The organism is Sphingobacterium yanglingense (genome assembly GCF_004363245.1).
GTDB lineage: Bacteria > Bacteroidota > Bacteroidia > Sphingobacteriales > Sphingobacteriaceae > Sphingobacterium > Sphingobacterium yanglingense.
On the sequence record NZ_SNYV01000011.1, the window covers coordinates 44,510 to 60,878 of the forward strand.

The 16,369-nt window shown below is 44.2% G+C and carries 9 protein-coding genes; 5 read left to right on the top strand and 4 right to left on the bottom strand.

Annotated elements, in window-relative coordinates; all coding sequences use genetic code 11:
- Positions 1 to 118: 118 nt before the first annotated feature.
- A complete protein-coding gene (locus CLV99_RS23095) occupies positions 119 to 568 on the bottom strand; it encodes a helix-turn-helix domain-containing protein (protein WP_162849978.1) in 450 nt (149 codons plus the stop codon).
- 141 nt (positions 569 to 709) lie between these two features.
- Here CLV99_RS23095 and CLV99_RS23100 point away from each other — a divergent pair, with 141 nt between their 5' ends.
- Positions 710 to 970 (top strand): hypothetical protein, encoded by a 261-nt coding sequence (locus tag CLV99_RS23100; protein ID WP_162849979.1) that lies wholly within the window; start codon positions 710 to 712, stop codon positions 968 to 970.
- A gap of 117 nt (positions 971 to 1,087) precedes the next feature.
- Here the strand turns inward: CLV99_RS23100 and CLV99_RS02505 are convergent, their stop codons facing one another.
- Complete coding sequence (locus CLV99_RS02505; protein WP_133582910.1) at positions 1,088 to 1,477, bottom strand: hypothetical protein; 390 nt, start codon at positions 1,475 to 1,477, stop codon at positions 1,088 to 1,090.
- Positions 1,478 to 1,692: 215 nt separating this feature from the next.
- Between CLV99_RS02505 and CLV99_RS02510 the strand changes: the two genes are divergently transcribed.
- The gene (locus tag CLV99_RS02510; RefSeq protein WP_133582911.1) at positions 1,693 to 2,661 is read left to right on the top strand and encodes a hypothetical protein; all 969 of its coding nucleotides are present in this window, start codon (positions 1,693 to 1,695) and stop codon (positions 2,659 to 2,661) included.
- A 164-nt stretch (positions 2,662 to 2,825) separates the two neighbouring features.
- Here the strand turns inward: CLV99_RS02510 and CLV99_RS02515 are convergent, their stop codons facing one another.
- Complete coding sequence (locus CLV99_RS02515; protein ID WP_133582912.1) at positions 2,826 to 4,586, bottom strand: tetratricopeptide repeat protein; 1,761 nt, start codon at positions 4,584 to 4,586, stop codon at positions 2,826 to 2,828.
- Positions 4,587 to 4,832: 246 nt separating this feature from the next.
- On the opposite strand from CLV99_RS02515, the gene CLV99_RS02520 reads away from it, so the two are divergent.
- The 3 genes from CLV99_RS02520 (at position 4,833) to CLV99_RS02530 (ending at position 15,309) form a co-directional block, all read left to right on the top strand.
- On the top strand, positions 4,833 to 11,993 hold the full coding sequence (locus CLV99_RS02520; protein ID WP_133582913.1) for an MBG domain-containing protein: 7,161 nt from the start codon (positions 4,833 to 4,835) through the stop codon (positions 11,991 to 11,993).
- Between the two features lie 162 nt (positions 11,994 to 12,155).
- Complete coding sequence (locus tag CLV99_RS02525; protein ID WP_133582914.1) at positions 12,156 to 13,037, top strand: PorP/SprF family type IX secretion system membrane protein; 882 nt, start codon at positions 12,156 to 12,158, stop codon at positions 13,035 to 13,037.
- 1,330 nt (positions 13,038 to 14,367) lie between these two features.
- Positions 14,368 to 15,309: an RpnC/YadD family protein gene (locus tag CLV99_RS02530; protein ID WP_133582915.1), complete on the top strand. Its 942-nt coding sequence runs from the start codon at positions 14,368 to 14,370 to the stop codon at positions 15,307 to 15,309.
- A gap of 147 nt (positions 15,310 to 15,456) precedes the next feature.
- On the opposite strand, the gene CLV99_RS02535 is transcribed toward CLV99_RS02530, so the two are convergent.
- Positions 15,457 to 16,257, bottom strand: coding sequence for a class D beta-lactamase (locus CLV99_RS02535; RefSeq protein ID WP_133582916.1), 801 nt, complete (start codon positions 16,255 to 16,257; stop codon positions 15,457 to 15,459).
- Positions 16,258 to 16,369 lie beyond the last annotated feature (112 nt).

The following is a 16,369-nucleotide window of genomic DNA, read 5'->3' on the forward strand; positions in this document are numbered from 1 at the left end:
TCTCTTATAACTTTATAACCCCGTAACCTCTGTAACATCATAAATCAAAGGTAGGTCGAGAAATAGAGGAGGTGTTAGGTAGTTTCCGTAAAGCGGTATGGCAGTTTCCGTTATGATGCTATTTAAAGTATCCAGGAGCTTTTCCGGTCTGTGTCTTTACAAATTTGGTGAGTTCGCTGAGGCCGGCAAATCCTGCTTCCAGAGCCGCTTCGAGCAGTTTGTCGTGTTCTTTGATCGCATATATCACATACTTAAGCAGCACGTCATTGCGGTATTGTAGAAAACTATGTCCATAGTACCGTTGATGGAGTCTGCCTAGTGCATCAGGATGCTCGCCCATACTGGATGCCACCTCGCCGATCTGGGCTTTTGCTCCGACCTGGCTGATCTGCACCTTCATCAGCTGCCGCGCAAAGCGGATTTTTTGTTCGGGTGTATGTACTTCCTGCTGCAGGAGTTTCATGCGCGATAGCTTGATGAGGTAGGTGATAAAGCGGACGAGGATGTATTCGGTCTCCAGTTTGGCAACCAGTCTGCCGAAGAGTGTACATAGGGCCTTACGTGTCAAAGGGCCGATACGAAAGGCGGGCCCGCACAATGGTGCACGGGCCTTATTGCGCCAGGCTTCCTGTACAGGCAGTATAAAGGCGTAAGAACGGGTGTCGGGCGGACGGATGATACCGATGTCAAACACTAGACCTGTGATGATATGTCTTCCCGGCGGGAAATCGATGTAGTATTTGCCTTTGGAAATGTAATCTATCTGCGCCTGCCCCTCGAATCGTATACCCTCGCTGTCGGGCTTATTGACCATGATCAGTTGCAACGGGATTTCGGTCAGGTGATAGAGGAGATGACAGTCGCCTTTGCTACTTTTGATCTGTATGGTGAATGGAGAAAGTGCTTCGATCTCGTAATAGTACAGGTAGACGTACCGGCCATCGAAGGTCTGCTCGATAATGCTGCCTAGCTCCGATTGTAGAGCTAAGCATGCTGCATTCTTGATCGGGTAGCTCGGAGCCACATCGTCTGTCTTATGCCATGCGATGTCGGTTCGTACGTTCCATTTGTAGTAGCGCTCCATTCCTTATCGATACCGTATCCATATGGCGACTTGTTCCAATGCCTCATCGGGCTTCTTGCCAAAGGTCTGGCTCTGGCTGCTTTGCCGCGAAAAGATAATGTCCTTTGGGCTTTCGGCTTCTGAGGGTTGGTGGGCCGTGTCTTCTTTATAAAAGCTGATGAGCCGCCCCTGGTCCCAGCTGTCGGCCACGCCTGTAGCGATACGCTGCAGGAAGGTGCTGTCCATCGCTAGTAGCTGTTGGCGCTGGCTGTCCCGTAGATCGAAGGTCTCCTCGATCCAGCGTACCGGTTGGGCACGGAGGTAGTCGGTTTCGAGGCGTCGGCCGCTGGGGGATAGGCTCAGTAATCGGGTCTCTACATGGGAGACACCATGGTTGTCAAATTTCTGTTTCATAACTGTTTGTGTTTAGTATGTCGGCAAATAAGTAACTAAACGCTGCGGATGCAAGTATTGTTGAATAAAAGGGGATAGTGTACCTGTTTTGTACAATATTCAGGTGAATTTTATCATTTTGGAGTTGTAATTTAATTTTGGTAACTTGCTATTTAGTTTCTATTCAGTCATTTGTGAATGGTCTAATGCAACTGCTAACCTATAGGTAACTAAATATGAGGAAACGTCTTTTCAACTATTCGCTTTTTCTGCTATGGTGTATGCTGGCTGCCTACCTGATCAATGTTACGGTCAAGATATTTACGCCTGGAGACCGTATTGGGGCACCTTCATTTATCGGAATCTATATGGGGACGATAGTCCTGATGATGATCTATGTGGGGATTATCAATAAGGCGTACAATGAGATCATAGCAGATAAGGAATTTGAGGATAGGGATGCGGAGCTCATCGGGCTGGGCAACTATCTGCTCTTTGCGGTGGTACCACCAATAATAATCCACCGTATGCTACTACATGTTGCGCTTGTGATAGCGACAAATGGGGAGGTGAATTTTAGCGATATGCTCTTCAATAGGGCGTATTGGCAACAGGATTTTCCTTTTCTGCTGATGTCTTTGTTGGTCCCAGCGCTCTTTTTCTACTACTGGCCGCAGTACCGCCTCTTTGAGAAGGAGAAAGTAAAGGTCTTTGTCGACCGCAAGGTGCTGGTGGAGGCTACCTGGCGCGATTATAAAAATCCGTACCTGCTGCTCGGACAGCTACGCAACGTGCTCGACCTAGAGATAGACTTCAAAGGTGGAAAGATACGCTTGTTCGATATTGTATTTATCGTCTACGAAAACAAAAGCTACTTTGCCATACTGACCGACGGTCGAAAATGTATTCTGCCACGCTTTGAAGCCGGTATGCTCGACGGATTGCTGCTCGGAGGCTGGTTTGTCAAGATAAACAACAACGTACGCGTGAATATGCTATACCTGCAATACCCGATGCAGAATAAAAAGGAGATCCTTCTCGAGGAGACAGTAGCAAATGTCCTCTTCGCCCCAGAAAATGCCTATGATCCCAGTCTACTCCGTATTGGTCGCCGCTGCGTAAAGTATGTCAATGCATTTTTGGAGAGTATGGACGATATCCCCGACAGCGGATGGAATGAAAGAGTGCTGGAGGTTGAGGAGTAAGGAGTAAGGAGTAAGGAGTAAGGAGTAAGGAGTAAGGAGTGGGAGAGTTATCGAGTGAACCTGTTATCGAGTTATCGAGTGAACCACCTGTGCGTCACTGCGAGAGGAGAGGCGCCTGTCCCGATATTTCGGGAAAGCAGTCCTTAGATTATCTCTGATAAAACTTAATCTTCGGAGGTTTCAAAAATAAAAATCTGATCATAGCGGTCGCCATATTTCTTGCGGATACGCTGTTTGGATTTACGCACAGCATCGGTCGTAACACCGAGCAGATGTGATATCTGATGGTTGTCCAGCCCCATCTTAAGTAGTAGGATGATGCGCAGACCGGATTCTGTAATGTCTGGAAGGCAGGTGAGTATAGTCTGATAGGCATCTGCATTCTCAGCCATAAATGCTTTTTTGAACTCAAACCAGCTTTCATCGGTCAATAGGTGGGATTTTAAAAGACTTTCTAACGAGAGCCGCTGTTTTTTTGTATTTGTGCTGCTATTGTCTCTCAGTTTAGTGATTTCACCTTCGAGGCGCTGTATCTGTTGATTCTTATCCTCTAGGTATACCTTGTAAGAGGCGAGTGTATTGTGGGTATTGGAGAGTGTGGTCTCGGATTCTATCTTCTCTATCTGAAAGGAGAGTAACTTTTTTTCAAACTCGACTTGTTGGAGCCTAAGACGTCTTTTGTAGGTAATCAATAAGAGTATAATAATCGCAAGTAGTAAAACACTGACAGCTCCCCAAGCCCATTTGAGGAGTGATGCCCTATTTAACTTAACCTGTTCGGCTTCCAATTGCCAGTGGATACGCTCTTTCTGCGTCTCCCAGTTAACCTTATCGACGATAGAAGCGCCATCAGTGACCGATAGGTGTTGATTGATTTGTTCGAGTCGCCTTCTTAATGCAAGTTCCCCATGGGGATTGTTTTTCGTCCGTACTATGTCAAGCTGTAGCTCCAGGATATCCTTTTCATAGCCTTTTAGATAGTCTTTGGTCTGTGCATATTCAAGTGCATTGGCGAGATAATGCCATGAGCTATCGGTATTTCCGTTTTGCAGATATACACGGCCCAGTTGCATCTGTGCATACATGGTATTGCGGGGGTCGTTGTTCTTCTCAGATAGACTGATGTTTTCTAATAATGATGAAACAGCTTTCTGTGCCTCGCCACGCTGCTGGTACAGTAGGGCGAGTTCGCCAAGTGTTTTTGCATAGCGTAGCGAATCGACATTGGCCTGGGATGATGATAAAGTACGGTTAAAGTAATCTTCCGCATCTTGCCATTGTTCTTTCTTCATGTAGAGCAGGCCTATGGCATAGAGAATCTGCCCATATTCGGAAGATGAGGTATCGGTTATAGCTAGGGCCGACTGTAATAGGTCCAGAGACTTTTCATTATCGTCTATTGTACCAAAGAAGTAGGCATTCTTTATCAGAACCTGATTGGCCTCTGGAATGCGGCCAGTAGATAAAGAGGTTATGTTGCGCGAACTTTCCAGAAAATAAGGAAGTGCGTTGATGTAATCACTGTAGGTGTAATGGTAAAAGCCATAGAGTGTATTTACCCAGATGAGGAGGCCGGTGTCGTTTGTTTTTTTTGCTTCCGCTATCGCTTGTGAAAACAGACTATCGCTGATCGGGGTTTTATGGTCCTTTATTGTGGCATAAGATTCTGCCAAGAGGGAGTGATAGATCGCATTTTGGCTGTTTTTGTTCTTGATTTTGTGTGTATTCAGGATGGATTCAAGCCGCTTGTTAAGCTCGGACTTATCAATTGATGAGATCTCCCCTAGGGCAGTAGCGACGGCAATAGAGAGATTATCGGCAGCATAAAGACTACGGGCAACGCTGAATAGTACAAAGAAATATAATAATCGAAGGCAGATGGTCATCTGTGTTTTGTTTTTCTTATCCGGTTCTACTTGTTCCATCAAAGCGGGATAAAGATAGCTAAACAAAGTTTTAATGCGAAACTAAATGTATTTATAGTGAAAGTTGTTTTCTTAATGTTTTTAAAGTGGGTATGGCTCTTATTATTAGGTCTTTATGCGGGGTTTTGGGATTTGTCCCATATTTGTCCCACCTCTAAATGTACGTTGTAGAGCCGATTTTGGTAGGTTCGTTGTGAATATCCTTTTGCGAGGGCATGAGGATTCCCAAAATAAAAAATATTAACTATGAATCGTATTATCCGTTATCTGTCTATTATCACTTTATTCTTGGTCTTTTGTGTGGAGGGAATTGCCCAAACGGTGCAACCGGATGCTCAAGGGATTATTTATGTCAGGAAAGGATATCAGGGAGATGGTAGCTCTTGGAATAATGCCTTGGGTGAATTGGCAGATGCCCTAAAATGGGCAGATGATAATTACACTCAGGGGTTATGGTCGGAGGGATCACCGTTAAGAATATATGTGTCGGTAGGGATATATAGACCTAAATATACACTGGTAGATAAGTACGAAAATGGCGACCGCACTACCTATCGGGACTATACCTTTAATCTGGTTCGAGATGTACAGATATATGGCGGGTTCGATCCACAGGCAGGAAAGCTGACACTGACCGATCGGTTGTTGCCTAATGCAGATCTAGGAATGAGTCAAGGGACCGTTTTGGATGGAGAGTCTAAGGTGCATCATGTTGTTGTCGGGGCTGGTTATATTGGAGCCGCGACATTGGATGGTGTGACTATTCGGGGAGGAAAAGCGGAAGGTAATGGTCGGTATTTCTATAGTGTTAGGACTGGGATAGATGCTTCCTTTTATAAGGATGAAGGTGCTGGGATAAATCTATATGCTGCGGGGCCCATTCTTTCAAACCTATTGATACTGAACAACGAGGCCTTAAACGGTGGCGGTGTGTATATATATTTAGGGGAACCAAAGATAGATAATGTAAAGATTGTCCGTAATAAAGGCAATAGCGCTGGAGGAGGGATATATCTATGGAATGCTTCGCCACAGTTGCATAAAGTGGAGATTTTAGAAAATACAGCTTACTCGGCGGGAGGAGGCGTGTATAGCAGAGAAGGTAGTGCGCAGTTTAAAGAAGTCAAAATAAACGATAATAAAGCTGGTACTGGAGGAGGGATGTACAATTACCTGGCTTCACCAAATCTAACCGATATCGTTATAAATAATAATGTAGCCGATGCTGGTGGTGGAATGTATAATATAGGTACTGGCGGAAGTGAGCCTACTCCCTATATTTTGAGGGGCATAATCGCCAACAACAGGGCTACAGGAAATCCTGCGGTGAGAGATGCAACTGGTGATGGCGCTGGTGTGTTTAATGATCGGTCTCATCCGACGCTTGTAGGCGTGTTGATTCATAGTAATGTAGCAAAGGATTATGGAGGGGGGGTATTTAGCCGGATGGAAAGTAAACCCAAAATGGTGAATGTGACTATTGCTGGTAATACCGCATCGGCCGGTGCTGGGATATACCAAGAGAATAACCTCGCGGAGGTAGGTAATTCGATTATATTCAACAATAAATCGCCTGGTGGCCGTGATCTGAATGTGCCAGAGACTAACAATGTGAGGATCAATTTTTATAACAGCTTGATTGGAGGTGCTTCTGGATGGATTAATGGATGGGGAGCCGATCTGGGAGGTAATATCGCTACACTGACAGATCCTTTTGTGGCTAGTATGACAGAGGACTATCGTTTAAAGAAAAGTGGAGGTGCTATCGATGGGGGAAAGAATGCGCTTTATACAGATGCGGGAGGAAATCTGGCGGATGACTTGGATATCGCGGGCACCCCTAGGCTGTATGGTGGTATAATTGATATGGGAGCATACGAGTATAAGGAGATTTCGGTTTTGCCTGATGAGAATAATATACTCTATGTGTGTAAAGATATAATCGGAGGGAACCAAAGTGGAGATAGCTGGGCAAATGCAATACCCGAACTAGCCGATGCGCTGAAATGGGCACATGAGAATAAAGGAAATGGACTTTGGTCAGAGGCAGCTCCTTTAAAGATCTACGTAGCCAAAGGTACGTACAAACCAATGTATACACCCGAGGATGGTAAAGATTTCAGTGCAGATGCACAGTATGCCCGTAATCGTACCTTCTTGATGGTGAAAAACGTGCAGCTATACGGTGGTTTTGATCCGGCAAACGGTAAAACAGCACTGACTGACCGTATCCTGCCCGGTAAAGATGGGGCTAATCCCGATGGTACTATCTTGACTGGGGATCTGAACGGCGACGATGTTGTTGGTGCTAACCCTGGTCAGGGAGCTGCGCCGATAACCGGTAATGGAGAGAATGTATACCATGTGGTCGTGGCGGCTGATGCCATTGAGACTGTAAAAGTAGTGATGGATGGTTTTACCCTCATGGGGGGGAATGCAAATGTTTCTTCTAAGATTAAAGTTAACGGACGAGAGGGGTATGGATATAGTGGTGGTGGGATTTATTCTTCTTCTGGTTCTTCCACGTCGGTTACGTTGATGAATTCCTCGGTTTATAATAATAATAGTAATAGCAATAGTAATAGCGGATCTGGTGGTGGGATTTATTCTTCTTCTGCTTCTAATTGTTCTGTTACGTTGACGAATTGCTCAGTTTATAATAATAGTAGTAGTAGAGAATCTGGTGGTGGGATTTATTCTTCTTCTGGTTCTTCCACGTCGGTTACGTTGACGAATTCCTCGGTTTATAATAATAGTAGTAGAGAATCTGGTGGTGGAATTTATTCTTCTTCTGGTTTTTCTTCTTCCTTTACGTTGATAAATTCCTCGCTTTATAATAATATTAGTGGAGAATATGGTGGTGGAATTTATTCTTCTTCTCGTATTTCTTCTTCTTCCTTTACGTTGACGAATTCCTCGGTTAATAATAATAGTAGTGATTATGGTGGGGGGATTTATTCTTATTCTTCTAGTTCGTTAAGACTTTTGAATTCCAGCCTTATTGGTAACAAAGGAAGAGAAACTATTTTTTACAATAGCGGTAGCAATTATCTGGAGGTTTTGAACAGTATTTTGTTCGGTAATAAAGACGCTCAAGGCAACCCATATACTACAGACGATTGGCTGGGAGGCCCCAGTAAGCCCACGGGCATCTTTCTTGTTTATAAGCACAGCTTGGTGCAGGGCGACCAGGATTCGGGGAATGGTAATCTGATTGGTATTGATCCCAAATTTGGAGATGCTGATAATGGTGACTATAGATTGCAGCTGGGCAGTCCATTAATAAACAAAGGAAACAATAATCATTATGCAGGAAATGGTTTGAACTTGCTGACTGACAAAGATTTGGCAGGTAATCCACGTCTCGTGGGCGATAATATTGATATCGGACCCTATGAAAGTGATGTGGTGGATAATACTCCTCCCGAAGTAACGAGTGCAACCGTGCCTGCAGATGGTATGTATGGTGTAGGACAGCATCTTGATTTTACGGTAAATATTTCAGAGAATGTATCGGTAACAGGGACGCCCCGTATCACACTGACAATAGGTAATACGATACGCTATGCAACTTATCGCAGCGGTAGTGGTTCGTCGGCTTTGGAATTTCGCTATACGGTGCAGGTCGGCGATCTGGATCTGAACGGTATTGGAGTTGCAGGTTTACTTGAATTAAACGGTGCCGTAATAGCAGACGGAGCAGGAAATGCGATGAATCTTACGCTGAATGCTATAGGGAGTACAACAGACGTTTTGGTGGATGGCGTGACACCGGATGCGCCCTCTATTCCTACTTTGGATCCGGCTTCGGATTCGGGTATAGTCGGTGATAATATAACCAATGTCACAGCGCCTATATTTACGGGTACAGCCGAAGCAGGTAGTACGGTGAGGCTTTACGATACAGACGGTACGACGATATTGGGCATGGCAACTGCAACAGGTGGTAACTGGAGTATTACGAGTACTACGCTCAATGAGGGATATCATAGCATTACTGCTACAACAACAGACATCGCTGGTAATGTATCTATAGCATCAGGAGCGATCATGATCATTATTGATACGACCCCACCAGTTAAACCTGTTATTACGGCATTGGCTCCAGGGTCTGATACCGGTCAAAGCGATACAGATGGCATCACTAACAATGTTACACCTACTTTCATCGGCACAGCTGAAGCAGGCAGTACGGTGACGCTTTACGATACGGATGCAGCCACAATATTGGGTAGGGCAAATGCAATAGGTGGGAGTTGGAGTATAACTAGTACGGTTCTTAGTGAAGGCGAACATCGTATCACTTCTAAAGCGACAGACATTGCTGGTAATACAGGTGTAGCATCTGATCCGTTTGTGGTCATGATAGATACGGAGGTGCCGACGTTGACTGCTATAACAGATCAGCGTTTGCTACGAGGTGCGAGCACAAATCCACTGAATGTAACGCTATCTGATAACAGTAGTTTACCTGAAAACCTGTTGTTGAAGGCAAGCAGTTCTGATCTGGGAGTAGTACCTGCGGCAAGTATACAGTTGAGTGGAACGGGGGCAGATCGCACCATTACGGTGACAGCATTGGGGTCAGGTACGGCGACGATAACTTTGAGTGTAGAGGATGAAGCTGGGAATATAAAAACGAGTAGTTTTGACGTGGTGGTGAATACAGCCCCCACTATTACAGGAGCGCCTCCTACCACGGTGGGGCAGGATGAAGCTTATAGTTTTACGCCTAGCGCTGCTGATATAGACGCCGACGATGTATTAACATTTAGTATTGAAAATAAGCCATCATGGGCTAGTTTTGATCCGAATACCGGAGCATTGACAGGTACACCGACTCATGTGAATGTGGGTACAACATCGGACATAGTGATTAGTGTTAGTGATGGATCGGAAATAACAAGTCTGCCGTCGTTTGATATCGAGGTGACAACTCGCTTATTTACTGCTGTTACCTTCGAGGATAATACCTTCTCTTATGATGGTAGCGAGAAAGAACTTTCCGTTACGGGCGTAGCTCTTGGGGATATCCAGATCAAATACTCGAACAATGGGCGTACAGAGGTAGGTGAACAGATCGTTACGGTTACTTTAACAGCTAAGGGGTATACTCCTTTGACTTTGGATGCAAAGCTTACGATTATAAAAGCAACATTACCTGCCTTTACTTTTGCTGATGCTACCTTTACTTACGATGGTACGGCAAAATCCCTAGAGGCTACAGGTCTGCCTAATGGTGTTACAGTGAGCAGTTATTTAGGTAACGACCAGATGAACGCAGGCATATATACGGTAACCGCTACAATCGATGGCGGTACAAACTATGAAGGCACTACCAAGACTGCTAAGCTGACAATAAATAAAGCAGCATTACCTGCTTTTACTTTTGCGGATGCCACCTTTACGTATGATGGTACGGCAAAATCCCTGCAAGTTACAGGTCTGCCTAATGGTGCTACAGTGAGCAGTTATTTAGGTAACGACCAGATGAACCCAGGCATATATACGGTAACCGCTACGATTGATGGGGGTACAAACTATGAAGGCACTACCAAGACCGCTAAACTGACAATAAATAAAGCAGCATTACCTGCTTTTACTTTTGCGGATGCTACCTTTACGTATGATGGTACGGCAAAATCCTTAGAAGTTACAGGTCTGCCTGCTGGTACTACAGTGAGCTATACGCAGAATGACCAGACGAATGCTGGTGAATATACGGTTACAGCTACGATCGATGGTGGTAACAACTATTTGGACGGCTCGCAAACGGCTAAGCTAACGATCAATAAAGCAGCATTGCCTGCCTTTACTTTCGCTGATGCTACCTTCACCTACGATGGTACGGCAAAATCCCTAGAGGCTACGGGTTTGCTTGCTGGTACTACAGTGAGCTATACGAACAACGATCAGACGAATGGCGGTGTATACACGGTTAAAGCTACAATTGCCGGCGGTACTAATTATTTGAACGGCTCGCAGACGGCTAAGCTGACGATCGCAAAAGCAACATTACCTGCTTTTACTTTTGCGGATGCTACTTTTACTTATGATGGTACAATTAAGTCCGTGGTCGCTACAGGCTTGCCTATTGGTGTGACAGTGAACTACACAAATAATGATCAAACGAACGCAGGTGAATATACGGTTACCGCTACCATTGATGGCGGTAATAACTATATCGGTACTACAAAGTCGGCTCGGCTAACTATTGCTAAGGCGACATTACCAGCCTTTACTTTTGCGGATGCTACCTTTACGTATGATGGTACGGCAAAATCCCTAGAGGCTACGGGTTTGCTTGCTGGTACTAGAGTGAGCTATACGAATAACGATCAGACGAATGCCGATGTATACACGGTTAAAGCTACAATTGCCGGCGGTAACAACTATTTGGACGGCTCGCAGACGGCTAAGCTGACTATTCAGAAAGCCCAGATTTCAATAACAGTAGATAGGGGGCAGAGCAAGTTGTTAGGCGCTGCCGATCCGATATTTACTTATGCGGTTAGCGGCCTACAGGTCGGAGATAAGTTTTTGGGGGTATTGTCTAGGGATGCAGGAGAAATATTGGGACGTTATGCAATTCGTCTAGGGACACTATCTGCAGGAGACAATTATAACATTAGTTTTACAGGTGCGGACTTTGAGATCATCAATACAACAATCAATGGTTTAACTCTAACAGACGCTAGTTTTGTGTACGATGGAAAGACTAAATCACTTGCCGTACAGGGCAAATTACCGGAAGGTACTTTGGTAAGGTATATCGGAAATGAACAAACGGAAGCTGGCCGGTACACCGTTACAGCGCTGGTGTCGGGAGGTAATTATGTGCCCTTGACGCTAACAGCGAATATGACGATCGACAAGGCGAAGCAGACGATTCGTTTTACTGCACCAGATGTATTGTCGAGAGATGCAGGTACCGTATCGCTGGATGTGAGTTCTAGCGCAGGGCTACCGGTAAGACTATCGGTAGATAACCCTTCAATAGCCACTGTATCGGGTACGGAGCTGAACGTGTTGCGTCTTGGCACGGTGGAGATCACCGCAGTGCAGGATGGCGACCAGAATCACGAAGCAGCTGCACCGGTGACGGTAAAAGTAAGAATAGCGGATAGCAATAGTATACTGCCAGTCCGGTTAAACCAGGCAGTATCGCCGAATGGCGATGGCATAAACGATTTTCTCATGATAGAGGGAATAGAAGGTTATCCAGAAAATAAGGTAACGATCTTTGATAGAGGTGGTGCAGTGCTGGCAGAGATTGATGGTTATAACAATAGAGATAAAGTGTTTACGGGCAAGGATAACCGTGATGGTACTTATTTCTATTACATTGATGTAAAAGATAATGGTGTTTGGAAACGGGAGAAAGGATATTTTGTGATTAGGAGGTAAGGTTATAAGGTTACGGAGGTTACAAAGGGATAGAATGACAATAGTTAACAAGTGAACAAGTTATCGAGTTAACAAGTCAGAAGATAAGCTGGATAACAAGGTCACTGACGTAGTGAAACGGAGTCCCGCCATAGTCGGGGATAACTTGATAACAATATAGAAATGAAAAAACTAAACATAATTATGAGCCTGTTGTCCTTGCTGCCTTTGTGCAGCTTGGCACAACATGGGGTGAGTTATAACCAATTTGGACAGTTGCGCAACAGCTTTAACTCCTCATTGAGTACGATGGATGATAGGGGGAGTTTTGCTGCACTGGGACGTAGCCAATGGACGGGAGTGGATGGCGCGCCTAAATCGGTATGGGTATCGGGGCATGGTATGATCAAGAACCTGGGACTAGCCATAGGGGGCGATTTTAAAAATGCTTCGCTGGGAGTGGTTCGCGAAAATGAAATTACGGCTTACGCTGCCAAAGCGGTACAGCTTGGCGAAAATGAGTACCTGAGCCTTTCTATGGGAGGAGGTCTCTTGTTTTACCAAGGCAACTACCGTCAGCTGGATGATCAGGATCCAGCCTTCTGGGAAGATGTACGCGGTACAGCAGGAGTGCTGAGCGTAAGTACCTCATATTATCAAAAGGATAGGTTTTACGTTGGTGTGGCTATGCCTCGGTTTTCCCTGAAGCGTAACGTAGATAGAGAATACGAATTTAGGGATGTGATCTACGTGACGGGCGGGATGTTGATCCGCTTGGACGATACCTTCAAGCTGCGACCATCGTTTTTGGTGAGCCACATGCAGGAGATGTCACCTCGTTATGATGTCAGTGCAATGGTATTCATGGGGCAGAAGATCGGCCTGGGGATGGGCGTACAGAACCAAGGAGATCTATCCGGATTGATGCAGTTCAACTTTGGCAAGTTCGGTATAGGCTATAGTTATCAGTTCAGCGTAAATGGACACACGTTGAATCAGAAGATATCGACGAATACCCACGAAGTAGGCTTCCGCTACGGTATAGGAGGGATAAGTTTGTTGTAGGGAGTAAGAAGGTGATTGGTATTTAGTATTTAGTACTTAGTATTTAGATTGTAGACTAGTGATACCGAATGATAATAGCAGAGATTATATAAAAATCTGCCCGTCACTGCGAGAGGTAAGTTTTTTTACAAAACACAGCGGAGTTTTAATGACAGTATACGTCACCCTGCTGTGTCCCGAGAATCGGGGAGTGGAGTGAAACGGAATCGAACGGGTCTACAAACTGTATAGGATTAATATATAGCTTCTAGATATCTCCGCTTCGGTCGACATGACGACATAGTTTGTAAACCGAGCTTGCGAGCTCACTAAAGGTAATCTGTCATTGGTAGAGAAACGAAGCAGTCTGTTGAGATGGTGAGGGGGGAGTGGATCAGCTAGTCATTAACGCCGACCTTTTAGCGTATGGAATCAAAGGTCGTAAAGCTATAAATTGCAATTCTTTGTGCCTTGCGCAACCTATGCCATTTTATTTGGATAGTGCTAATAGTACTTCCTTACAAACTAATTTAATGTCGCCCATCTCCGTCATGTCGACCGTAGTGGAGACATCTACAGACTTTATAGGAATTTACCTCCTCGCTCAAGCCGCGAGTGGCTCTTGTTTCCTTCGGAGATTGCTTTGCAATTTATTCCTTGATGAATAAAGAAGCAAACAAATTAAGGCTTGGACAATACGACGCTAAATACTTTTTGACAGCTCTAAACATCTCGGAGTCGTTACGCTTCGCTACACTTCATCGATCTGTTTTTAACGACCTCCAAAAAGTATTCTTAACGCTGTATACCCCTAGGCCATTTTATTTAGGTAGTGCTAATAGCTCTATCTGTACAATATCGAAAATGTCGCCTTCGATATTTTTAAAAATTTGAAGGAGGAGGCACAATCCATTGTTTTAAAAATATCCAGCGACAAGGCTTGGACACTTGGCCGATACCAAGTGCCACGCCCGTCCGGCATGGAGGACAAAAGAAACCTTGACCTCCGCCTGGGTAGTTTTACGAAGCCGTGATGAACATAGGGTAAACAGTCTTGATCTTTGCGGCACTTTCTATCAAGGGAAAGTGCCTGGGCAGTCCGCCAATGAGGACAAAAGAATAATAAAGATCTTCCACTGTATAGATTGCCTACGGTGAGCCCTTCGGGATTGCTTTGTCCTCATACTTTGCGATACTCGGAGCGGGCCGTCCCAATAATGGAACATGAAGTAATCTATTGAAGAGTGACTACGATTATAATATTTAAAAATATATTACTAAAATAATTAGCATTCATGGTTTATTGTTATTATATTGGCATTGTTTTATAGGGACTTATAAGCTTAATGCTATGATTGAATATTATGGTTATGAAGAAATTCTATTGGCTTTAGAGGAACCGATTGAGCGAGAGAAGTATGAGAACCAATATGATTTACTATGGAAAGGGATTCTGGAATCTACATTTTGGCATTTCTTGACGTTCATGTTTCCAAAAGTTCCATTAGAATGGAAGGAAGGTTGTGAAGTCGAGTTTTTGGATAAGGAGTTGCAGCAACTATTGCCTGGGGCAAATGGAAGGAGGGGAGTACGTCATGTAGATAAGTTAGCGAAGGTTAACCTGAAGAATGGGATGTATCACTACTTTTTAATACACGTTGAAGTACAGTCTACGAAAGGAAATGGTGATCTGGCAAAAAGGGTATTCGAATATTGGTATAGACTATACGATAAGTATCAAGTTCCAGTCACTACAGTGGCAATTTTGGCAGATGGAACAAGATCCTATCGACCAGATAGGTACGACGTGAGTTTTATGGGGACAGAGGCTCGCTTTAAATTCAATTCCTATAAGATCTTGGATCAGGACGAAAGCAAGTTGCGAGAGAATCCCAATCCTTTTGCTGTAGTTGTTCTGACAGCACTACTGGCGCTAAAAAATAAGAAGGTAGATGACGAACAGCTTTTATCAATTAAGCGCGATCTGTATAAGCAGATGATCAGAAGGGATATGACAGTGGATTGTATGCGTGGTGTTTACGACTTTCTCGCAAGATATGTTCACTTTGATAATCAGGAAAATATGCTTAAATTTGAGAACCAATTAAAAAGAGACTTTGGAGGAGACACAACTATGGGAATTGCGGAATTATTACTAGAGGATGTAAGGCAAAAGGCAGTCGAAAAAAAGGCTTTACAAATTGCCTCTAATTTATTAAAAATGGGATTGCCTCTGACAGTTATTGCAGAAGCGACTGGCCTGCCTCTTGAAGACCTTAAGAAGTTGCAGTAACTGCTTCTTTCTTAATAGTTTTACCTGCTAGAAGCTCATTAACCACGATACAACTCTATAAAAACCGAATAGAGCTTCTATTTCATAATTACCATACGACCGAATGTACTACAACTGAGATGGAAGGCGATTCTTTCCCGCATAGCACTATAATATCCCTAATTCCTTTAATACTTCGTCCGTAATGGTAATTCTTGCGGATTGGAAATTCTTGGTTTTATCTTCCCGGGATTTTTGGAGCCGGGTTGCAAAAAAGTGAATGTTATCTGCCTTTTCTATATAACCAACCCACCATCCTGAATCTATACCATGGTACCAACCCCAACCCGTTTTTCCACGTAAGATATAGTCTTCGGTTATTGTTTTGGTCATCACGCTTTTAAGGATATCGATATTCCGCTGTGAAAAAGGTAGTTGCCCTTTATGGACCTTTACCAGAAATTCAATTTGCTCGCGTGGAGATATCAGTAATGGACCGAAATTCCAAAAGTCGGGTTCCTCGGAAACCTCCGCATTGCCATACTCGCACCGCTTTAGGTAGTCCTGATAGTTGCCGCGTCCAATTCTCTTCGACAGCTCTATAAATACCCAACCCGCAGATAATTCAAAAGCTTCCTTGACGTTCATATCTCGATAGATATTTGGACGGTACCCATATACGCTGGTATCTGTAGTGCCTCCCCATTTAATGACCTCAAATTGATCTTTGATCACTCCGGTTTCCAAAGCAATAAGTAAGTTGATGATCTTGAAGGTAGAAGCTGGTATAGTCTCCAGCTTGCTATCCAAGCTGTCGCTATACAGCCATTGATTGCTTTTGTAGTCGTACAAGGTGATGCTGCCCTCAACCTGATGATTGCTAAAATGTTGAGCTGATATTTCTTGTGCAAGCGCAAGGATAGGAAGTAAGAAAGCGATAAATACTACGGATAAGATACGATGAATCATGACTGCTGTGCCTATAGTTAGGAGCCTAAGCTAAGATAGAAGTTTTTGTGGTCTTGCGAATAGAAAAAGTAAAAGATCGCCCGATTTTTTTACGAAGAGAAAGGCGCTGATC

Coding starts and splice junctions, on each gene's coding strand:
- CLV99_RS23100 (WP_162849979.1), top strand. CDS start 710: ATGTCTTCCCGGCGGGAAATCGATGTAGTATTTGCCTTTGGAAATGTA.
- CLV99_RS02505 (WP_133582910.1), bottom strand. CDS start 1,477: ATGAAACAGAAATTTGACAACCATGGTGTCTCCCATGTAGAGACCCGA.
- CLV99_RS02510 (WP_133582911.1), top strand. CDS start 1,693: ATGAGGAAACGTCTTTTCAACTATTCGCTTTTTCTGCTATGGTGTATG.
- CLV99_RS02515 (WP_133582912.1), bottom strand. CDS start 4,586: ATGGAACAAGTAGAACCGGATAAGAAAAACAAAACACAGATGACCATC.
- CLV99_RS02520 (WP_133582913.1), top strand. CDS start 4,833: ATGAATCGTATTATCCGTTATCTGTCTATTATCACTTTATTCTTGGTC.
- CLV99_RS02525 (WP_133582914.1), top strand. CDS start 12,156: ATGAAAAAACTAAACATAATTATGAGCCTGTTGTCCTTGCTGCCTTTG.
- CLV99_RS02530 (WP_133582915.1), top strand. CDS start 14,368: ATGATTGAATATTATGGTTATGAAGAAATTCTATTGGCTTTAGAGGAA.
- CLV99_RS02535 (WP_133582916.1), bottom strand. CDS start 16,257: ATGATTCATCGTATCTTATCCGTAGTATTTATCGCTTTCTTACTTCCT.